Origin of the sequence: Lysinibacillus capsici, from assembly GCF_020217405.1 — a bacterium.
GTDB lineage: Bacteria > Bacillota > Bacilli > Bacillales_A > Planococcaceae > Lysinibacillus > Lysinibacillus capsici.
In genome coordinates, this window is the sequence record NZ_CP084108.1 from 4,491,402 (window position 1) to 4,512,814 (window position 21,413).

The following is a 21,413-nucleotide window of genomic DNA, read 5'->3' on the forward strand; positions in this document are numbered from 1 at the left end:
TTTAATAAGACGATGACAAATTAGTATGTCATCGTCTTTTTTGTTTAATAGGTAGAAGGTTTATTGAATAAATTTAGGATCTACTATACCTAAACCACTACCTTCCAGTTCAAACTTCACCTTTGAAACTCCATCTAATTTAACATGAACCTTTACCTTATCTTTGATTGCTCCACTATCAAAAACTAATTTACCATCTGCGTAAATTTTCAAGAAACCTGCTCCGAAGGAATTAGCTGCTAATTTTTTAATTGGTGCCAAATAGGTTTCGAATCCCTTGTAATTTCCATTGGCTAAGTATTCCACTGCATGGTCTTGAACTGCGCCTCCTCCATGATAACCACCGAGCTGATAGGATCGCTCAAATTTTTCACCTGTACTAATAATGACAGAGCTTGGATTGTGGAAGAAGTGGTCTTCATCACTTCCAATAGGTTTTACATCTTTTAAAGCGATGAATTTTGGAACATCACCAATATAAACGGATTTTGTTTTCCCATCCCATGTTACTTCTTCACCTAAAGATTCAGCAATAAATCGCATTGGGACATATATTGTGCCTTGATAATTAAATCCAGATTGACCTTCTGGCGGTACTTTCTCAACCTTATCTACATAGTAATTAATTGGATCCTGAGACACGCTAATCTTTTTCAGGTCACTTGCTGCTTCCGTTGTTGAAAAGTAGGTAAAAGTCAAACCTCCTACTATAAAAAACCCTAAGTAACTAGTTATAATAAATAGCTTTTTCATAAAATCACTCCTTAAAATAAACATAGATATATGTAATTATACCAGAAATTTCATACAGGCTTTAAAGATTTATATCAGGATTATTTTTTGAGCAATTATACGATTAATGGCAAAAACTCGATCCAGCTAATGTATCGAGTTTTAATTTTTGATTATTGAATAATTTTCTTCTTTAAAATAGACGGTAGTACCTCTAACAACCGTTCACGTGTAATGGGATCACAATGATTCCATGTAAAATCTATGAAATGAGTCTTACCTGGAGCTAGTTCGATTAACGTGGCGATTTGTGGACAGTGCGTAATCGTTAGTAATTCTTTTGGGGAAGACAAGATAAAATTACGCTCTCCAGCATAGTGATTTATTTGATGCTGCTGAATTTCTATCCATGCTTGCCCTTGCTCGATTAGCAGCATTACCTTAGGAGTAGGACGAAAGCCAAGAGATTCATACAAGCTGGCAGCCAATCCAGTCTGACACATAACATAATATTTAGTATCTAACTTGAGATAAACAGTCGCCGTCTCCCCAGCAACATAAACATCTGCTAATTGCCTACGTAACAATCTTACTTTGTTCTCATATGTAGTAATCCACTTCTCTGCCGCTTTACTCCGTTCAAATAGTTTAGCAATATATCGTAACCGCTCAAATAGACTAAGCTTGCTACTCAGTATAATAGTAGGCGCAATTGCATCTAGTTTCTGCAAATCATGTTCAGGATGAAAATAGCTAAGCAATAATAACTCTGGCTGCAGCTGTGCTATTTTATCCGGATCGACCCAATGCCCAATACTATGAATGTTCCTTAATTTATTGTGATAAACCACGTTATCTTTCATGATTGAGATGGCCGCTCCTATAGGGGGCATGCCTAGAACAAGTAATTCCCCAAGTGTAAATTTGCCATCAGTCACAATACGTGTTGCATCTTTAGGAACATGAATCTTTCTACCAAATGAATCGATAACTGTTCTTTCTGGAGTATAAAGGTGAATGTTTGCATATTCACGTGGGGTGTTTCCAGTTAATTTATGAAAGCATCGACTAAAATAATATTCATCCTTAAACCCAATTTGTCGAGCTATTTTTCTCAATGGCTCAGTGGAATTACTAAGAAGTTTTTTTGCCTGGTTTATACGTACATGAGTCAAATAATCAGTCGGCTTTTTACCAGTCAATACTTTAAACTTTTGACTATATTGCCATCTTACCATTCCAGCCATGTTAGCTAATTGTTCAACTGTCAAGTCCTCATCATAATGCTGTTCTATGTACTGTACAGTTTGTTGAACCAATTTTGTCTTTTCTTCGTTCTGTAACAGGTTAGCTTGTTCATCTAACTGAACCATCATAGCTAGAATTTGCTGAAGTCTACCTTGCAACATGGCCATTTCTAATGTGGATAGAGAGGAGCAAAATCGATTATTTATCCATGCTTCATTTCCTAATACCTGCTTGACTTGAGAAAATAACAGATGATAGGGATAACCATAAAGCAAGGGTGGATGAGCAATTCGGTTCAAGGTCATTCCTTCTACCTCAAAGGTTTCAAAGGTAAAGCGAGCAAGCTGTGCCTCTTTGTTTCTTGACTCTACCGTGTAGCTTTGTACAGGTAAAATGAGCGTGCAGCTTCCTTGTCGTAGATCGATTGCCATTTTGTCTACATATAGTCGTATGTCAGGACTGAGTGCTATCAATAATGTACATAAATTTGTTTCATGATTATTTATTCCCTCATTATGGCTATTAGCTGACATTATTCGGTCAACTTGAAATCGATCATAGTGTTGTAGTCTAATATATAAGGATGACAGATTCATAAGCAACTCTCCAAACATTGAAAATGATTCTCATTATCGTTATTGTAACATATAATGACCCATTATTAACGATTGTTCGAGTATGTGCTATTTAGAATACTAGCGGTTTAAAAATTGATTGGGCGGATACATTTTTTACTGTTTGCGCATCCACGCTGGTAGCTTTTGGAACAATTGCTCCAAAGCTAATAAATTATCTGTATTCCATTCATTAGGAACAACATAAACTTTTCCCTCTTTGACCGCAGGCAAAGTTCCCCATATAGGGCTTTGTAGCAACCGATCAGCTTCTTCTTCACTTTCACTATCCTCTTGTACAATGACAAACAAATGATCACCAGCAAACTCAGGAAGCACCTCTTCAGAAACCTCTAGGAAAGATACCCCTTCTACATCAATAATCTTCTTCTGTACTGCTGGTGGAACAGCAAAGCCATTTTTTCCATAAATAATAGCACCTAGGCTACGATCACCCATGACATAAAGCGTCTTACCTAGCTGATAGAAAACTGTTGCAGTCTCCCCTTCTGTTAATGGAAACTTGTCAAACATTTCGTTAGACTTTGTTTCAAACTTAGCAAGCAATTGAGCTACTTCTTCCTGCTTGCCTAGGATATTCCCCATCTCTTTTACTCGTTCTGTATAAGGAAGAGCAGGGTTAAAGGGAATCGTAGTAGCAATTTTTGATAATTCTTCATTAAGATTTGGATCCGCCTTGTAATAGCCATTAATAATTAGATCAGGTTTTAAAGTCAAAATCGTCTCTAAGTCAGCAGGATTACCAATATCAACGATCCCTTCAAGTTTGCCTTCATAGTAACTAGGAGAATCTTTAGGAAGATTATTACCAACAATCGCAATATCCATCGCCAAGAAATCACCAACTGTCTGACCAATATAAACGACTCGTTTTGGATCTGCAGGTATTTCAACCTGTTCACCTGTAATCGTTGTATATTGAACAGCTGTCTCACTTTCCTCTGCTTGCACATCAGATTGAGCATTTTTCTCGTTTTCCTTTTCCTGCGCCTCAGATGTGTTGCTATTAGAACTACATGCCGCTAATATCAATAGCAACAGGAGGATACTCCCCCATAGTATAATTCGCTTTCCTATATAATTCTTCATATTTGTTGCCCCTTTCTGATTTATCTTTAATTGAAAATGATTATCATTTACAGAGTTATTATAGATTTTATGAAAGGGCGAAACAATGAAAAAAACGCAATAATTTATTTGGATAAATGTCAATAATCAGGATTATGATAGCCTTTTGGTTTTTTATCTTCAGGTTTAGTGAAGAATTATTCATTCGTTTTCGACTATATGATCTATTTAGAGCCTCAAGAGGGAAAATGGTGAAATTTAAGCGTAAAAATTAGCTCCCTATAGAAACAAAAAAGAAACCATTTTAGTGGTTTCTTTTCATCTCAACAAACTTGTTGATTAGCTATACTATTTGATTTCTTCAGCGAGCTCTAAAATAATTCCTTCTGGCCCTCGAACGTAGCATAATTTATAGGCGTTTTCGTACCTATAAATGTCACTAATACGTTCTGCGCCCTTCTTTACCAATTTGTTAACGAGGGCTTCAATATCTTCAACATTGAAGGCAATATGCTGGATACCCATAGCATTTGCTAGAGGATGCTGGATGCCTATTTCACTTGATGGCGCGTTAAATTTTACAAGTTCAATATTCGCCTCACCGTCTGGTGTTCGCAACATTATTATTTCTAGATTTGCGTCACTAGCTGACGTTCGCAATTTTGCAGCGTCCTCTTTAATATCTTGAAGCCCTATTACCTGCTCCATCCTCTTCACCCATTCACCCTCCACTTTTCCTTCCCCTATCACCTCAAGGCCAAAGTCAAGAAAAAATGCTTTAGCTGAAGGAAGATCATTGACGATTATCCCCACATGATCAATCTTACGGATTTTCATATTTCAAACCACCTTTCTCCTATTTGAGTAATTTATTTTTAATTCCAGAATAGCTTCCCAAGTGCTTAATCGAAAGGTTAAATACCTTTAGTGCCGTAATTAATAGCTATCGTTCATTAAGTAGTATAGGCGAACTCATGGTAATTTTACTGAACTTACCAAAACAGCAGAGGAGGGCCGGGTTTGAATCCAGCTTAATTTCTTGATTATACTATAATTCCAAGGGATTTTAGAATTTATATAAGTCTTGGATACCTACCTTGCATCGGGAGGCTTTTATATATTAAAAATATAAAAAACCCCCATTAGATAATCAGATACTTTGTTTATCAAACAGGGAAGAATTAGCCGATTATTTATGTGTAGTGACAGCCTTAACTTTTAATTAAATAAAATAATATTTGTTAAATAATGTTAATAAATTTCGTTAATCACCCGATGATAAAAGTGTGTTACAGATAATATAAAAAGGGCAGATATATGAAGATGCTTGAATACTATGAAGAGAGAGGTGTATTAAAAGATGGTTTCTATGGAAGATATGAGTATAAGGTTAACTATCCTTCAAGGAGCTTACGGATATAAAGGTTTTACGGAACAAACTGGCGTGAATATGTATAAAACTGATTTGAAAGCTTTTCAAGAAACAATAGAAACTGCAAAAGAACCAATTAATGCTAGTAAAGTTTCAAAGTTATCATCCGACCAAATTAAAGTGCTCCAAGGTGCCCCAAGTGGTAGTTGGTTGATTCCTTTACTGAGTAGAATGGGGCAATTAGGGATGATGGATTTACGTGAGGGACTAGTGAACCCCAAAATACTTCAATACACTTCGACAATGAATGCTTATAAAAGATCCATTTAAGCTAAGTGAAATAAAAGGCATTAACGAAAAGGTTTTTGCCTTTCTATTTGCTATGTAAATACAAAAGGTCAATATATGAAGCGTATGTATCATGACAATGTCCGCTATCTCCTTTGAAACTTCTCCTAATTTTTATTTTTTTTCCTCCTTATAGTTTGAAAGAGTTCAATAAAGGTTATAAAACACTATAACAAAATATTTAAAATACAAAATTAGGAGATGGATAGTATGAGTTTCATTTGGTTTTTAATAATTGGCGGGCTTATCGGTTGGCTTGCAGGTATAATTTTAGGTAAAGATATCCCAGGAGGAATTATTGGTAATATTATTGCAGGTATTATCGGTGCATGGATTGGTGGTATGCTTCTTGGAAGTTGGGGTCCTAAAATTTCGGATTTCTATATCTTCCCTGCCCTTATTGGAGCAGTTATACTAGTTTTCATTTTGAGTGTAATTCTGAAATCATTGCGTAATGCTTCGTAAGCTAAATAGATCTCTTAATTTGTTTCTATACGATTAAGTGAATCAGATGTAACCAATAATAAATGGTGACTGTGCTTATAACAAAAAGGCGGCCTCCCACATCATATCTGTGGAGAGCCGCTTTTACTTTGTTCTTAATTAACTTAATAATCCACCGCTCCGTGAATTCAATTAGAACAGAACAGCCTATACAACAATAGTGCCTGATTGGGGAAGCCCATGCCATACAAAGCTTGATTATTAATGTTCTATAAGTGAGATCCTCCACTTGCATCTAGCAATTGACCAGTTACCCAACGGCTGTCTGAGGAAGCAAGAAAGGCGACAATATCTGCCACATCTTCGGGCTCTCCCCATCTGTTGAAAATTGAAAGACCAGCTGCATATTTTTGTCCATCAAGGTTTTTCAAAGTCTCAGCATTCATCTCTGTATTAATAATTCCAGGCTGGATGGCGTTTACCGTAATATTCCGGCTTCCTAATTGTTTGGCTAGAATACGCGTAAATGTGTCGATTGCACCTTTGGACATACTGTACGTGAAAACACTTGGTGAAGCTACACGTGTTACAAAAGATGAAATATTAATAATACGTCCCCCATCTTTTAAACGTGGTAAAGCTTGCTGAGTAACAAAAAGTGGTGCTTTAATATTTATCTTCATTACCTCATCGAATGATTCTTCCGTCGTCTCTTCTAAACTGATAATTTGACCAATTCCAGCATTGTTGACAAGAATATCGAATCCGCCACCGCCCGTATATTCCCGAATAGTAGCATCCAAGGTAGTAAATAAATCTTGAATACCATCTAAAGTACTAAGGTCAGCACCAATCGCCAAAGCATTTCCTCCGCTTTGTTCGATCTGGTGAACAACTGCTTCTGCCTCATTACGTCTTTTCCCATAATGAACGACGACAAAGGCTCCCTCTTGTGCCAGACGCAATGCAATACTGCGGCCAATTCCTCGACTTGATCCTGTAACTAAAGCGATTTTGCCTGCTAACTTACCCATGCTTCCATCTCCTTGTTCAAACATAGTTAGATTACATAGAGAATTATATCAAGGAACATTATTTGAAATGTTGCTCTCCTATTCGGTTTCAAGGAGTGTTTCGTTATGGATAAAAACACCCCTTTAGATTAAAAGTATCCAAAGGGGTAAAATGGTGTAATTTTTTTACAAACGGTATGACTTTATTTAAAACCAAAAACACATGGCTTTGGAATAAAGATTGATTAAAATGAAGGTACTCTTTTTAGATAAGTATGAGATTTTTATAAAAAAGTTTGATCATTTTTCAGCTATGTTGTTCAACAATTGCGCCCGATTGTGGAAGATCGTTTCATCTAAATGCCCAGTAATTGAAGTAGAGAATTGAGAAAAATTTTACAACGTTTCTATATACAGGTTTTTTATTCAGAAAACACCATACAACGTTTTCTACAAAAAGTTTTACCGGGGCTATCTTTATATATCTTTGCATAAAAAGCTATATAAAAGCTCATAGAAAAAGCCACGAAACGTTAATTTCACAACATTCGCGGCCTTTTAATTAGTTTCTAAATCTTTGATTTGGGAACGTTTTTTGTTTATTGATGTATGCGTTATAAATCCTTGTTACACTAAAGTATCCCGTTAGTTTAAATACTAACCTACCATTCTTAGGGACATCGTTAGTTGCATAAGGAAATGCTTATTCTTCTTCAACTTTAAGATTTTTATAAAAGCTATCAACTATTGGATAAATATCAGGCTCTGTATAATAGTAATAGTCGGTTACATAATTTTCCGTAAATATAAAAGTCATTTGTTCATCTTCGTAAAGGGTAATGGAATAAAGGAATCCAGCTCTATCTTCTTGATTTTCTTCAGGTATAAATTGTACATCCTTGATTTCACTCAAAAACTCATCAATTACTTTTTTATCTGTTGTGATTTTTGAATAACCTGTACTTCCATCTTGTACTTGAATTTTAGTAACATCTTCAAGGTCGTTTTTATAAAATTCCGTAAGTGTTTTCGTTTCTAATCCACAGCCTGTTAAAAGAAAAATAATTAAAAATAAAGCTAACATTAATTTTTGAGTATACATTTCAACACCTCCATATTAAAATCGTTATACTTTAAAATTAATTAAAGTATAACCTTCCCAAAGCGAGATTTGAGGACTTTTTGCTCTTAACGTTGTAAATCCAAATGAAAAACAATAAGTAATTATCTTTTATTTTTTAGTTCTAAAAGTATAGGTGCTATATTTAGTAAAAGAGAAACAATTGTCAGAAACCATAACGCCTTTTCCATAGTAGGTACAACATCCAATAAAGCCGCCCAACCTTCAACTTTTACCCAATTAGATACAAGGCTATGTTCTGCACAGAGTGTCAGTGCTGTAAATGATAACCCGGTTGTCATCGCAAGTTTATAATCTTTACCTGTTGTATACATATAAAGATTTATAAAAGTTGCTACTGTAGCAATAAAACCTATATTAACCACAAAATGACACCTCCTTTTTCAATATAGACATAATTTGTAATTAAATTGTTCCCAAACCCTTTCTTTGTAACATTTAGTAAAAAGTTGTTATTCAACAATCTGGCCCGTTTGTTGAATAAGAAAAATCCTGCTTTGAATTTTGTTTTAAATGATCCATCTCTTCATAATAAGTTCTTTTTTAATTTGAATTGTAAATCAATCAATGTAATAAAGGCTATTCAATTATATATATTTTGTGTCCCATAATAAAAAAACGTAAACAAAAACCCTGGTACAGCAACACACTGTACCAAGGTTTTTATTTCATAGTTATAATCACTCATGTATTCAGTTTAAGTAATCAGTATACAACTTTTTTGTCCAGTATAAGACTTTATTGAAAAGTATACGACTTTTTTGTCTAGTATACATCTTTATTGCAACTCAACACATATTGTGAAGAGATAATAAAGTTGTAAACTAATTCTTGAGTAAAAGTGCATTTTTCGTTCTAAATGATCAATTAAATAATAAAAAAGTCGTAAACGTAATTTCCAATAATATCCTTATTTCAAAATTAAAATAAATAATAAAGTTGTAAACTGACAATTTCAACTTGTTGACCCATTACTACTGGACCTCGCTTTAAACACGACTTAGAAAATAATCGTTAAATAAATTAGATTTTCCCTTACCCTTATAATATAAATTTTCTTTATTCATTACATAACAAAGCAACGAATGTTAAACCCTTACTTTAAAATAGTATATTTAAGGAAATTTTTTATGTTTAACCTAAATGAAATATTTGGTAGAATAGTGTAATATAACAAAAAATATGAAGGGTTGATAAAATGTCTTTATTAAAGTACCACACCCACAACGATATAGATGTGGTCTATTGGCGTGAACTAGGTATTGCTATAGATTCTATTGAAGATATATTTAATGATGAAGGATTACTAAATAAAAAACTAGGCACTCTGTTAAACCGCCATACCATGGAAAGCCTGAAGGAGCTTTCCATTCTTTATAAAGTCGAAATTGATTCTGACATTGCAAAAGACGTATTAATAGACCGTTTTAATGTCTTGGATTTGATTTATAAGAAAGAGATTGTCATTTTACAAGATTTTTTAAATCGCAAGAAAAGGGCCATTGAAGAAATGTACTCATTAAAAATAAACGGAGATAGTAATCAGTACATAACAGCCCTTTCAAAAGTTGTGCATTTGTTTAAAAAGTCTCCAAAATTACTAATGGAGGCTTTTACATATTTCCTTTGGAATGAAAAGGGTACTGGAAATATATATAGTTTAAATAAAGCTATATCTTTCAGTAACCTCCTAAAGTTATCCAATGATTATAAAACTACTTTTGCAGATAAGCTTCATCAACTTTCTGGTAAAAAAAACAAATATAAAATTCATTCTTTCTATACTTTAGATGAAAAGGAAATTATTTTAAATATTTATAAACAAGTTAATGATACACCTAAGCCTGACTTTGATATAGCTATCCGGAATAAAGAAGTCTCTTCAATTATGTTCCGTATTAATAAAGAGCAAAAATTAATCGAAATAAAAGGTGCAACCAGGGCAGATGAATCCCATATTATTAAATACATAGAGGAAACGTTTCCTATAATAACCTCAAAGATTGAATCGGATGTTTTCAATGGATATGACCCAGCAGGTATCCGTCTTGCTTTCCTAAATGGTGAACCAATAACCAAAAGTAAAGTGACCGATTTACTTGTAACTAAAATATCCTTCAGAACTAGTTTACTTAAAAAGAGTCCCAAAGCCATCTATGAACTTGAAAATGAAAGTATATGGCCGTCAGTAATAGATGCATATAATAAAGATATCCTAAGCTTTAGGAGTATAAAAGATATAGAGCATCTTTCAGCAAAAGTTCAAAATAAGAAAAGGATTATTAGAAGCACTGTTCTTACAAATGGTAATGTTATCTTTTCTATGGATGATAGTAGAATGGAGGACCCTATCAAACAAAGTTTTAAAGAGCAGTTCAAAGCTTTTTTTGGAATTCCCTTATTTCAAGAAATTTCAAATTATGAATTTCGGGAGGGGAAATCTGACAAAATTGATTACTTGATGGCTTTATCTAATCCATCAAATTTGACACATATTGAGAAATCCTTGTTTGAACAACTTGTTAACGATAAATTACTTAAAGAAAAACATAAACTCATTCTTACTTGTACAGCATGTAAGGATGTCTCTGAAACTGAAGACCTTGCTTTTGATACTGCTTCCTATCTTTGTAGTTGTGAAAACAATTCATGTAATAGTAAAAAGATTATCACAAGCGAAGTTGATATTAAAAAAGTAACAGCTAAGGCGAAACAAAGGTTAAGCCCTTTATTGGAGAAAAAAGGTTATATTGTTTCACCTAGACCTTCCACTGTAAAAATTGATGAGGAAAAATACCAGTTCATTACTTTTTATAATGCAGAGACAAATAAAACAATTCAACTATTAATAACTAATGATCATATTCGTTCTTCTTTTGTTAAACGCCTAACTACGATGATGATCCCAACAATAATAATTACTGTAGGTATGGTCCAGGAAACTGTTCAAACACTAAAAGATCAAGGCATTTACCCTATCAATTTTGGACAGATATATTTATCAGATGAACAAGAACTAGAGAATATTTTTCATGAGAACATTGAAATAATAAAAATTCAGTCTCAAACAACCATTTCAAAAGCTTCGGATAATGCATACATATCCTTAAAAGGTCTTCTAAGCAAACCTAGTGAAATCGAAAAATATGACGATAAGATTTTTGAAGATGATGTTTTTGCTATTCTGAAAGATATTGTACCCAATGGAGAGAAATGGGGAAAAGAAAAGAGTGGGAAACCCTTCCCTGAAGGAATTTTTGCGATTTCTACAAAGAATACCAAACGCGAAGAACTTAGACGAGTTTTTTCTTATGATTGCAAGTATACTACAAAAGATGAAGGATATGATCTTGCAAAAGCTGAACAACGTAAAGCCATTGATTATGTTGAGAAATTAAACGATAATCCTTATGTAATTAAATTTAGTGATAAAGAGGAACTCACTGCACATATTTTTATCTCTAATCGGTTCCAAGAACCGCAAAAAGGTGGTATGAGAAATTTCTTCAATGAAAAACTTGGTGAAAAATACGATACACACCCTATATTTTTAGATATTGAATCCCTTTTACACTTACATGAGTATTACCGTAAAAATACGGAACATATAAATGCAAACAGGAACTTATTTTATGAACGACTTATCCTTTTATTAACAAGGGAAAACATTAATAAACATGAAATTGACAAGATGTTTACCATCGTATTAGATAAGGAACTGGGTGAGCATCGAAGTCTTGATACTAATAAAGTATCTGATTCTTTAGAGGGAGATATATAAATGTTTTAAAGGAGGATTTTATATGGTTAAATTGGGTATCGATCAAAAAGCTTTACAAAATTTTCATAACCTTTTTGGTTCTTTTATGGAGGAACATATTTCAACCTATTATAATCCAAACTTTATCATTAATTCACAACACTCTGCCTATAGTCTCTCCTTCTTAAAGGATATAGTTATCGTAAGCATGATCGAAAACGACACAATTTCTGATATAAAGCGATTTGATTATAATGACCTTATCCCAGATTCCTTTCTTAATCAACTTCTTAACTTAGAATCACTACCTTCTAGGGTTCAAAGATACCGTAAAATAGGTGTTGAGCGTTTGCGACTAGAAATTATTGATGAATTAAGATTAGGTGCTATTACAACCATAGAGGATTCCACAGCTATATGGGATGATTACAGCCTTAAAATAAAAATTTCCGAAGAATTGCAAATGAAACAGATAGATCTATAAGAAAAAGAGGCCCGATTGGGCCTCTTTTTTAACCAGGAGACCATTTAATGACATTAAAATTCTGCCTACAGCAAATTATTATTGTGTAGTTCGACTTCTTTTATTATAAATTCACTAATTTCCTTTTCTCCTGCTCTAACAATTTCAGCAACATTTGCAGTTATTGCAACTTGAGCTACAGTAACTCGCTCATTATTAAATCTATTTTCAAGGATACTTATTACTCTACGTTTCTGAAAATCACAAATTAATTCTTGATGCGACTCTATATACTCTGCCGTTAATGGATAAGCTCTTTCAAAACAAGTCCTTTTTAATCCCAACATTGAAAGAAGTCTATTTTTAGACTTTCTAACTAAACTATTTTTTAATTTTTCATAGTCGGGCCATTCCAATATTAGTTTTTCTGCTTTTCTCAAAAAAACAATATCTTCATCAAAAGAATATTTCTTTACCTTGCAATTTTTACCTACATTTGATTCTGGAGAATTACTCTCTATCCACTCTTTATCATATTTTCTAAGCCAATTATAAACTTTTCTATTTAATTTAATAAGTTGAACACGAGTATAATCTGGATATTTCATTCGTAGATTTATCCATATATTTTTGTATTCACTTGTTTTTTCGATCTTCTTTCGTATTTTTTTTGCTTCTTCAATTTCTTCATTATTCAGATTATGTCTCTTTAAAATTCTCCTCACCGTTTCTACACCCATGTTAGTATGGGTGGCAATTTCTTTTAACGGTAACTTTCGCTCTATAAATTCATTAAACTTCTGTTCCCATACATGTCCTTTTTTCACTATTCTTCCGTTAATTTTTTTCACTTCTAAAGGAGACTTTTCTTCTCCCATTAATCGATACACAAATCCGCAACTACATCTCATGTCTCCTCGAACAACTCGATAAGATTCATGAATTCTAATATCCACTTCTGTAACTACATTTTGTAGATAATGGTCAGCTAGAGGATTCATACAAATCCAAGGACCTTTTCCAAATGGTTCATATGAATACTCCTTTTCAAAAAAATTACGTGCCGAACCACATAATAAACGCATCAATAGTAAATGCCTTATTGGATGTAGCTTATCAAATTTATACCCCTTCCCATTTAAGCTACTTAACCACGACAAATTATCAGTTCTTTTAAAAGATGAATTCAAGAGTTCAAGAAACTCTATCGGATAATAATCCAACATTAGATCACATAACTTTTGATAGCGCTTTTTGGTTGGATATGCAATACCCTTTAACTCTATTAAAGTTTTATATTTTTGAAAAAAATATTCCCTAGAAAAAGGTTCAAAATTCATATTAATTATATATTCTACATCTCTTGTTAAATTAATTAAGCAATCCATTACCTCTACACTATAAATATTATTAGATTGTGTTATATCATCTAATTTTGGTATTATAAACTCCTTGTCACGCAAACTATGTCTACTCAATAGATTTAATACAGTACGATGATTAGTACAAACAAATATTCCTGGAATTTGGTGTATTCTGTTCCAATAAGCTTCACCATACATGTTAAATTGTTCTTTAAAACAGTCTGAACAATAATATAAATTCTTCTTGGATTCCACATCACCTTTTTTTCTTTCTGACAAATCGAATAACACGGAAGCCTTCAAACTATAATTTATAGATTCTTTTGTCCATTCTTCATTTTTGAAAATTTTAACAAAAGGAATTACCGTATGACTATTAACAAAATAGTCTTTAGTATATTGATTTGAAAATAGTTTAACCTTTGATACCATATAATCTAATCCAACTGGTAACTCAATGTTTACATCTCTATACCTTCCCGTAAGTTCATTTAATGTTTGAGATTTAAATTCATTTCCAGAGTGATAATGATATCTAGCTAATATGCTGTAATATAATTCATCTTTATAAGGCTTTGGAAAATAAGCGATCATTTCATTCCCTCACACATTCAATAAATTACTTATAATTATTTCGTATCAAGCTGAGTATTAAAATAGATTTTTTGTAAAAATTCACAAATAATTCTTCCTTCCTGTATTTCTTCTCTCCATAAGAACAGTATCATGCCATTGTCCATTTAATTGGGTAATCATTCCGCCAGTGCTAATATTAAAAACCCATTTTTTCGCAAAATTTGTTTACTAAATATAGTTTCAATTCATAAGCTTATTCTTCAAGAAGAAAAACACTTAGAGAATATGCTTAAAAATGAATATCTCTCATATAAGAATAAAACCCACGATGCTTATTTTTTTAATCTACATAAAGTAAAGGCTCTTTAATAAAAACAAAGCGTAGACTCTTAATGTCTGTGCTTTGTTTCGTTGTTATCCATTATTCAACTATTATCTTTCCGAAGTACATATTCATTCCGCAATGAAACGTATATATACCTGGTTTTTCTGGTGTGAATTCGACCAAGTTATCACCATTATCAAGATCTTTTTCTATTTGGAAATCCTCTATTATTAAGTATGATAAGCATCCACCTGAAAAACTCTTTTGAAAATGAAGTTCAACTGGGATTCCAGCTTTTACTTTTACATTCTCAGGTGTATATCCAAATGGTTCTACCATTATGAAGGCTTCCTGATAACCGTCTTTTTGCTCTGCTTGTACTTCATTTGTTTTTTAGAAGAATCGTCTGAAACAGGAGTAGTATCACCCAAAAGATCTCTGAAGTAAAGAGAAATTGGTTTAAAGAATACAACAGAAGCAACTAATAATACAGCAATCATACACAAAAAACTATAATCCACTTATCTACATTTAATGTTAACGGTTTTGTATCAGTTCCCTTAACTTAATCCTGCGTTGATATGCAGGATTTTTTTGTTCAACAAACGGGCCATATTGTAGAATAAAATTTTTTATGAAATGTTATAAAACGTAGCTTAGGGATCTTTTGATGGTAGTATTTTAATAAAAGATGAGGAGACTTTGTTAAGTTCAAAGACAGCATAGTTAAAGAAGAATTGCAATAAACATAAAAAATCTAATGGGATATATGATTTGTGTAGTGGTGTTATTTACAGCTAAATCTGCTACATGTGTTACAAGTAAACAAAATACCCTAGAATCCAACGATTCTAGGGCATTTTGTTTACTTTATAAGTTGTCCAATAGGAAAAATTAAAGGTTTTGCCTTTATGAATTTGCATCCGTCAAAGGATCAATATTAATATTGTATTTTATTTTAATATCCATCTTCTCAAACATTTCAATCCATTTTTTTTCTTCCATTGGTTTTGAGAATGGTCTTTTAGTTTGTATGCCTAGCTGTAATGGATCCACTTTCAATTCTTGCATCTTTTTAAACAGTTCATGTGTTTGTTTTTTAAGATGAGATTCGATATCTTTTTTCATATTTTCTAATTCCTTTGGGTCAAATAATTGTTTCTCTCCCCGGTATTCCTCAATCCTAGTGTCCATATTCACGGTATAGGTCATTGTAGAATAGCTGCTATCGATGTCTACTATTATTTTAGATCTAACATGACCCAGTACAATTTCAAATTTTTGAATCGGTAAAACAACTAAGTTGTGATCGTTGTTTATCAGCTGGAAGATACGGTCATCTAAAGATGAAATAGTTTCAACTAGCTTGTCATCTTTAAACAAGGCTGTACCTTCATAGTTGACCCCATCCTCTTCTATTTTGAATACAGGCAAGAAAGGATCTGAATAAGGAGTATAGAGCAAATGTTTAAATTGATGAAGATTAACGACAGTTAATTCTCCTTGGTTTTTTTCCTCATAATGCTTCAGCATCCGGTAAAACGAGTAATCAAAGTTTTCATCTTTGTCCAATTGACTTTCCAAGTATTCATCAAAATTTCCTTTTACGATAACTAAATAGATTCTCGGAGAAATATCCGGATCAGTCAATAATACATTTATAATGGACATAATCCCGTCTCTTCCAAGTTCTTCACTAATTACTAGCATCCGCATTTGTCCGAATTTAATTTCCTGGTAGAAGTTTAAGTTGTACTTCTGTACTCCCTCCTTTAATAAGCTGACTTCTTGCGACATAACAAACTTATTTTCTTTACTTAGAGGAGGCATAATTGTACTGACTGTTAATTTCCCTTTATCCCCCTTACTAATTGACAAAAAGGTAACGGGGGAAATTTCTTCAATAAGGTTGTTTTCGGTAAAAGGGGCACAGCCAGATAACCAAAAAGTCATAAAAAGGAGTATCAATCTTTTCCATATCTTTTTATGTAGACACATGTTTTTTTACCCCCTCTTTTTTCATTACTAAAACAATAACAAGTGGAACAAGAAAATAGCTTATGCTTCCAGCAATAATTTGAAGATTAAGTAAAAAGTTCTGCTTCTCCCAAGACTTCCAAAATAATTCATTAACAAGAACCATTCCCATAAAAATAAGGAATACACTGAATAACAAACCTTTTCCACTGGATGGCTTGCTCATTTTACCAAAAGCTATTTTAGATGCTCCATAAAACAATAGTAGAAATAGAGAAACTGCAAAAACTAGGTTAAATAATAGAAAGGAAAGCATCATTATATCTATTCGTTCAAACAAAGGGTTTTGTAAATAACGGCCCATATTAATAATTGGATATTGAGTTTTACTTAAAAAATTGGAACCGAAATAAAATAGGCATGCTATAAATAGAAATACATACTCTACAATGGTGAGAGCGTTGCCGTAAGACAAATAGCGAAAGGTTTTATTGTTTGTTTTAAGCCATGGTCCCAAAAATACCAGAAATTCCGGACCAGAATAGGAAGACAAAATTAAAAAAAAGGCTTTCCAATTTTCTACTTTCCACTCCATTGGAATAAGTGGATACAAATCACTGAGGTCAGCTATTGGAGGAAAGAAGAAAAAAACGAGAAAGGTGATTATCCAAATTGTACAGAAAAAAGAAATCAACACAAAACGAATGGTATGTTCAACGCCCTTACTTGCGACATAAAAACAGAACAACAAAATAAAAAAGACAAGAAAATTTGTATCTGTTGATGGAAGCATAAATGTTTGAACAATTTCGCTGAATCCTAACGTTATGACGGAAAGTTTAAGTAGAATAAAGAACAACCCGATGAAAGAGAGAAATCGTACCAATTTTTTCCCAAACAATTGGACAAATCCATTATATCCGTTGCTAGATAAACGGGTTAAAAGCCACTTCGATAAAAGAAGAAGGTTTAGTTGGGATAATATCCCGACAGCTATAAGCACCCAAATCATATATGGGTTGACCAAGATATTTGGCATAATCAGAAAAAAGTATAGCATTTGGAGGCGATTTACCAACAACATGGCATAGAACCCATTATAGGTTTCATTCTTTTTAAATAATTGGTGGGTTTCCATCATCAAGTCATCTCCTAGTTTTATCTCTCTTCTGTTTTAGAGGTTTAAGATGCTCTGGACGCTCCAACATTTTGACTAATGGCCCTCGAATGAATAAGTCAATCCAATCCTTACCGAAAAAAGGGGAAACTGGTGAAAAATAGGGTTGCTTGATTGAAGACAAGCTATTAAGATGAGCCAAAATAGCAATGCTTCCTAGTGCAATCCCAATTATCCCAAGTAAAGAAGAAAAAACAAGAAGCATCAATTGAATTAATGAATTTGCTTTTGTCATAAGGTAGTTGGGAATAAGAAAGGAAGCTATCGTCGAGATCCCAACCATGACAATTAATACTTTGCTAGCGAATCCAGCCTCAACAGCCGCTTGACCAATCACAATACCACCAATAACCCCAAGTGTTTGACCAGTTTTTGTAGGCATTCTTAAACTTGCTTCTTTTATGATTTCAATAAAAATTAACATGATAAATGCTTCCCAAAAAGGAGTAAAAGGAAGCATGCTCCTTGATTCGACCAAGACCAGAAGGGTTTGCATAGGAATCATTTGATAGTGATGAGTTGTCAATGCCACATAGAAAGGAATCAATGTGATTGACAGAACAAAACTGGCATATCGGATGATGCGCAAAAAACTGGCAACTATCCATCGATTAATATAGTCCTCGGGTGATTGGAATAAATGGAAAAAAGTAATGGGTGCAACAAGAGCAAATGGTGTATTGTCTACCAGAAGGGTGATCTTTCCTAATCCCAGAGAATAAGCAACTATATCAGGCCGGTCAGTTTGCTGAAACTGAGGAAAAATACTGTTTTGATGTTCCTCCATGAATGCCGCAACTTGAGAGGAGTCAAAGAAGAGATCAAAATTAATTTCAGAAATCTTCTCTTTGACTGTTGAAACAAATTCTGGATTAGTCAGCCCCTCTATGTACATTAAAACAACACTTGTCTCGCTCATAGAACCGACAGTAAACTTCTCTGCTTTCAGTTCATGTATGGGGAGTCGTCTTCGAATAAGTGTAATATTTTGTTCTACTTGTTCACTAAAGCTGTCTTTTGCTCCGAACAGGATGGATTCTGTTTCAGATGTTTCAATGGCACGTCCAATAGGATTTTTTAATGGCACAGCTAACCAAAGGTTTTGCGAAGAATCAAATAACAAAATGGAACCTGAAAACAACTGTTTTTTTGCCTCTATAAAATTAGGAATGTGAATAATTGAGGAATTCGTAATACAATCTTGAATAGACGGTTTGGAACATTTAGTTAAAGGTTTTATAATGCTTTCATTTAATTTTTCTTGATCAATGAGAGTTCGTATGTAAACAAGATGAATTTTTCGAATAACGGAAATGTCAATTTCCACAAATTCTGCATCATCCATTTGAACGAGGCTTTTTTTCAGAGCTTCTATCGATAATTCTGATTCAGCTATTGATTCAGTAACAAGCTTACTTTCAATTTGTTTTTTTTTCCAAAACATGTACATCCCATCCCTCTTATTGAGAAAACATCGTACTTAAATATTTTATTCATACACATTATTTGCAATTTAATTTTAAAATATACATTAAACGTAGAGGAGCATAACAGGACAAAAAAGTGCATCCAAAGATACAGTTAGCTTTTGACACTTTATAAAAAACTTTAAGGTGAAGAAGGCCTTATCTATTATGGATTGCCGTTTTTCCTCTAGTTGGTACTCAACAATCGGGCGCGATTGTTGAACAAAAAAAATAGGAAGAAAATAATCAATCTTTTTTCAAAATGGAGTCTCTTTTATTTATAGAAAAACGCTGGTTTGTGAGATATTTTTGATAAAACCATATTACAAAGCTACAGGGATTGTACTGTATGTTCGAACTAAAAAACAGAAGCTCAGTAGTTTCAATTACTGTGCTTCTGTTGCTAAAGAGAATAATAAATATTGCTTTGATTAAAACCTGTTCATACTTCAAAAGCTTGGCCATCTGCACTTATTATCTGCCTTTTTACTTCTATTTCTAATACTCGAATAAACTTTTCACTGATACCTGCTTTACGCATTATTTTCCAAATTTCAAGTTCTTCATCCTTTAATTGATCTATTGCCCAACTAATACGCCTCTTTTGAAAATTGGTTGTACTTTCCTTAACACTCTCAATATACTTCTTCGTATTAGGCAGTTTATCTATTCTTTTTTCTAACAGGGATTTATTATTAATCATTTTACCTATACTGCTCACGGTTATTCGAACTGGTTTTTCTTTAGCACATATATCTTCCACTGCTTTTTTTACCATGTCCAATATGTGAAGGTCTCTCTGTACCCAATCCACTCTTTTATTAGTAACACTATATACTTTAGCAAATGGAGAATGTTCTTTTAACCATTCCTTATCATTTCTATAAATTCGCATATAAAGTGAAGGTTCTTTTTTTCTAAGTTCCGTTCTTGTTAGTGCGGGGTATTCGTTAATTAAACCAAGCCATTTTTGCTTCAAATGACTTTTTATATGATCCTCTTTTTTAATATCCTTACTATTTTTTTGTTTTGAATACTTAATAATTGTTTGGATATCGACCTTTAATATTTTTGAGCATGCTTTATAATTCAATTTTTCTCTCTCAACCAAATGATGTAGTTTGTTTAACCAAGTATCACCGAACATCTTAATACGTCCAATGTTTGTTTTATCCTCTACTGTTTTATCTGGCCCCCTACGAGAATATACAAAGCCACAGGCACAGGAGAAAGTTCCCACCGGCCTTTTAGTATCGCAGCAACGAGTAACCTTTAAATTAGTAATAATAGGCTGTAGATAGTGTTCAGCTGCCGGATTCAAACATAGATATGGCCCTTCACCAAACGGACGATAACTTTTATTAGCATACTGTACAATTGTATTCACTGATTCACCTAAAAAGTAAATGAGCAATAAATGCCGTATAGGATGAAAAGACTTTCGGTGTTTTCTTGTTATTGCCCTTAACCAACACTGTCCTTCTACACCACTTGGATATGATTGCATCAATATTAAAAAATCGGTCTTAAACTTCTTAATAAAATCTTCTTCTAATCGCTTTTGGTCGATTGTTCCGTTTGATTTTACATACCCTTTACGATGCAAGAGGTAATGATATATCTCTAACAAATTTAACTGATCAAATTTATAATCCTTTTGATTTAAATTGCTACTTTCTACAGCAAAATGACGCAGCAATTCAATTTCTATTTTTGAAAAAACATCCTTATTATTTTTCTTTAAACAGTTTTCAATCTCGGGATAAAAAAATGATGAATTTCCTTGCCTTATTAAGTTCGAACTACTTTCAAGTAAGGCTGAATGCTCTAAGCAAATAAATACACTTGGTAATTGGTGATATGTCCGCCAATATGTCTCTCCGTACATTTGAATATCTTCTTCTAAACAATTAGGACAATAACGAAAATACATAGGTTCTTTTACTGTTCCAGCAACTTGACCCGTTGAATAATGTAAAGAATTATTATTGCTTCCGAATAACATTTTATCTCGAACATTCTGTTTAATTTCTTTTGAATTAAAATTTGTATAGTAGTTATACAATGTATGATAATCTATCCACTCATTAATACTTAAATTAGTAAAAGGTTTTGCTCTGTTAAATAGTCTCTCTAAGTCAGTAGTTAAATCCGGAATAATATACGCTTTCTTTTTCCCAAACAAATCTAAAGCTGAATCTTTATTATTTAAATTCCCTGAACGTTGATGATATCTAGCTAACGCACTATATAATAGTTCATCTTTATACATTGAAGGAAAAAATGATAACATCTATTTTATTT

17 protein-coding genes are annotated in these 21,413 nt (G+C 33.0%); 4 read left to right on the forward strand and 13 right to left on the reverse strand.

Annotated features, from left to right (window positions below):
• Positions 1–60: 60 nt before the first annotated feature.
• From LCP48_RS22265 to LCP48_RS22280, 4 genes are all read right to left on the reverse strand, one after another.
• Complete coding sequence (locus LCP48_RS22265; protein ID WP_004225295.1) at positions 61–753, reverse strand: stalk domain-containing protein; 693 nt, start codon at positions 751–753, stop codon at positions 61–63.
• Positions 754–905: 152 nt separating this feature from the next.
• Positions 906–2,576 (reverse strand): helix-turn-helix domain-containing protein, encoded by a 1,671-nt coding sequence (locus tag LCP48_RS22270; protein ID WP_009370558.1) that lies wholly within the window; start codon positions 2,574–2,576, stop codon positions 906–908.
• A 135-nt stretch (positions 2,577–2,711) separates the two neighbouring features.
• On the reverse strand, positions 2,712–3,704 hold the full coding sequence (locus LCP48_RS22275; protein ID WP_192807129.1) for an ABC transporter substrate-binding protein: 993 nt from the start codon (positions 3,702–3,704) through the stop codon (positions 2,712–2,714).
• A gap of 327 nt (positions 3,705–4,031) precedes the next feature.
• Positions 4,032–4,520 (reverse strand): VOC family protein, encoded by a 489-nt coding sequence (locus LCP48_RS22280; RefSeq protein ID WP_225340528.1) that lies wholly within the window; start codon positions 4,518–4,520, stop codon positions 4,032–4,034.
• A gap of 523 nt (positions 4,521–5,043) precedes the next feature.
• On the opposite strand from LCP48_RS22280, the gene LCP48_RS22285 reads away from it, so the two are divergent.
• Positions 5,044–5,385 carry a hypothetical protein gene (locus LCP48_RS22285; RefSeq protein WP_202342342.1) on the forward strand — a complete coding sequence of 114 codons (342 nt, stop codon included), beginning with the start codon at positions 5,044–5,046 and terminating at the stop codon, positions 5,383–5,385.
• A gap of 228 nt (positions 5,386–5,613) precedes the next feature.
• On the forward strand, positions 5,614–5,868 hold the full coding sequence (locus LCP48_RS22290) for a GlsB/YeaQ/YmgE family stress response membrane protein (RefSeq protein ID WP_004225307.1): 255 nt from the start codon (positions 5,614–5,616) through the stop codon (positions 5,866–5,868).
• A 248-nt stretch (positions 5,869–6,116) separates the two neighbouring features.
• Here the strand turns inward: LCP48_RS22290 and LCP48_RS22295 are convergent, their stop codons facing one another.
• The 3 genes from LCP48_RS22295 to LCP48_RS22305 form a co-directional block, all read right to left on the reverse strand.
• Entirely contained in the window at positions 6,117–6,881 is a 765-nt protein-coding gene (locus LCP48_RS22295) for an SDR family oxidoreductase (RefSeq protein WP_004225310.1), read from the reverse strand.
• Positions 6,882–7,563: 682 nt separating this feature from the next.
• Positions 7,564–7,962 (reverse strand): hypothetical protein, encoded by a 399-nt coding sequence (locus tag LCP48_RS22300; protein ID WP_004225311.1) that lies wholly within the window; start codon positions 7,960–7,962, stop codon positions 7,564–7,566.
• Positions 7,963–8,084: 122 nt separating this feature from the next.
• The gene (locus tag LCP48_RS22305; RefSeq protein ID WP_050779448.1) at positions 8,085–8,315 is read right to left on the reverse strand and encodes a hypothetical protein; all 231 of its coding nucleotides are present in this window, start codon (positions 8,313–8,315) and stop codon (positions 8,085–8,087) included.
• Positions 8,316–9,199: 884 nt separating this feature from the next.
• Between LCP48_RS22305 and LCP48_RS22310 the strand changes: the two genes are divergently transcribed.
• Positions 9,200–11,782, forward strand: coding sequence for a hypothetical protein (locus LCP48_RS22310; protein ID WP_004225315.1), 2,583 nt, complete (start codon positions 9,200–9,202; stop codon positions 11,780–11,782).
• 22 nt (positions 11,783–11,804) lie between these two features.
• On the forward strand, positions 11,805–12,245 hold the full coding sequence (locus tag LCP48_RS22315; RefSeq protein ID WP_004225317.1) for a hypothetical protein: 441 nt from the start codon (positions 11,805–11,807) through the stop codon (positions 12,243–12,245).
• A gap of 65 nt (positions 12,246–12,310) precedes the next feature.
• Here LCP48_RS22315 and LCP48_RS22320 read toward each other — a convergent pair whose 3' ends face one another.
• The 6 genes from LCP48_RS22320 to LCP48_RS22345 form a co-directional block, all read right to left on the reverse strand.
• Complete coding sequence (locus LCP48_RS22320; RefSeq protein ID WP_004225318.1) at positions 12,311–14,182, reverse strand: TnsD family Tn7-like transposition protein; 1,872 nt, start codon at positions 14,180–14,182, stop codon at positions 12,311–12,313.
• A 403-nt stretch (positions 14,183–14,585) separates the two neighbouring features.
• On the reverse strand, positions 14,586–14,828 hold the full coding sequence (locus LCP48_RS22325) for a cupredoxin domain-containing protein (protein WP_004225319.1): 243 nt from the start codon (positions 14,826–14,828) through the stop codon (positions 14,586–14,588).
• A gap of 570 nt (positions 14,829–15,398) precedes the next feature.
• Positions 15,399–16,487 (reverse strand): Ger(x)C family spore germination protein, encoded by a 1,089-nt coding sequence (locus LCP48_RS22330; protein WP_009370555.1) that lies wholly within the window; start codon positions 16,485–16,487, stop codon positions 15,399–15,401.
• Positions 16,474–17,607: a GerAB/ArcD/ProY family transporter gene (locus tag LCP48_RS22335; protein WP_004225327.1), complete on the reverse strand. Its 1,134-nt coding sequence runs from the start codon at positions 17,605–17,607 to the stop codon at positions 16,474–16,476. The genes LCP48_RS22330 and LCP48_RS22335 overlap by 14 nt, the downstream gene beginning before the upstream one ends.
• Positions 17,608–17,611: 4 nt before the next feature.
• The gene (locus LCP48_RS22340; protein ID WP_004225330.1) at positions 17,612–19,087 is read right to left on the reverse strand and encodes a spore germination protein; all 1,476 of its coding nucleotides are present in this window, start codon (positions 19,085–19,087) and stop codon (positions 17,612–17,614) included.
• A 464-nt stretch (positions 19,088–19,551) separates the two neighbouring features.
• The gene (locus tag LCP48_RS22345; RefSeq protein ID WP_004225332.1) at positions 19,552–21,402 is read right to left on the reverse strand and encodes a TnsD family Tn7-like transposition protein; all 1,851 of its coding nucleotides are present in this window, start codon (positions 21,400–21,402) and stop codon (positions 19,552–19,554) included.
• Positions 21,403–21,413: the final 11 nt, after the last annotated feature.

Coding starts and splice junctions, on each gene's coding strand:
- LCP48_RS22265 (WP_004225295.1), bottom strand. CDS start 753: ATGAAAAAGCTATTTATTATAACTAGTTACTTAGGGTTTTTTATAGTA.
- LCP48_RS22270 (WP_009370558.1), bottom strand. CDS start 2,576: ATGAATCTGTCATCCTTATATATTAGACTACAACACTATGATCGATTT.
- LCP48_RS22275 (WP_192807129.1), bottom strand. CDS start 3,704: ATGAAGAATTATATAGGAAAGCGAATTATACTATGGGGGAGTATCCTC.
- LCP48_RS22280 (WP_225340528.1), bottom strand. CDS start 4,520: ATGAAAATCCGTAAGATTGATCATGTGGGGATAATCGTCAATGATCTT.
- LCP48_RS22285 (WP_202342342.1), top strand. CDS start 5,044: ATGGTTTCTATGGAAGATATGAGTATAAGGTTAACTATCCTTCAAGGA.
- LCP48_RS22290 (WP_004225307.1), top strand. CDS start 5,614: ATGAGTTTCATTTGGTTTTTAATAATTGGCGGGCTTATCGGTTGGCTT.
- LCP48_RS22295 (WP_004225310.1), bottom strand. CDS start 6,881: ATGGGTAAGTTAGCAGGCAAAATCGCTTTAGTTACAGGATCAAGTCGA.
- LCP48_RS22300 (WP_004225311.1), bottom strand. CDS start 7,962: ATGTATACTCAAAAATTAATGTTAGCTTTATTTTTAATTATTTTTCTT.
- LCP48_RS22305 (WP_050779448.1), bottom strand. CDS start 8,315: ATGTATACAACAGGTAAAGATTATAAACTTGCGATGACAACCGGGTTA.
- LCP48_RS22310 (WP_004225315.1), top strand. CDS start 9,200: ATGTCTTTATTAAAGTACCACACCCACAACGATATAGATGTGGTCTAT.
- LCP48_RS22315 (WP_004225317.1), top strand. CDS start 11,805: ATGGTTAAATTGGGTATCGATCAAAAAGCTTTACAAAATTTTCATAAC.
- LCP48_RS22320 (WP_004225318.1), bottom strand. CDS start 14,182: ATGATCGCTTATTTTCCAAAGCCTTATAAAGATGAATTATATTACAGC.
- LCP48_RS22325 (WP_004225319.1), bottom strand. CDS start 14,828: ATGGTAGAACCATTTGGATATACACCTGAGAATGTAAAAGTAAAAGCT.
- LCP48_RS22330 (WP_009370555.1), bottom strand. CDS start 16,487: ATGTGTCTACATAAAAAGATATGGAAAAGATTGATACTCCTTTTTATG.
- LCP48_RS22335 (WP_004225327.1), bottom strand. CDS start 17,607: ATGATGGAAACCCACCAATTATTTAAAAAGAATGAAACCTATAATGGG.
- LCP48_RS22340 (WP_004225330.1), bottom strand. CDS start 19,087: ATGTTTTGGAAAAAAAAACAAATTGAAAGTAAGCTTGTTACTGAATCA.
- LCP48_RS22345 (WP_004225332.1), bottom strand. CDS start 21,402: ATGTTATCATTTTTTCCTTCAATGTATAAAGATGAACTATTATATAGT.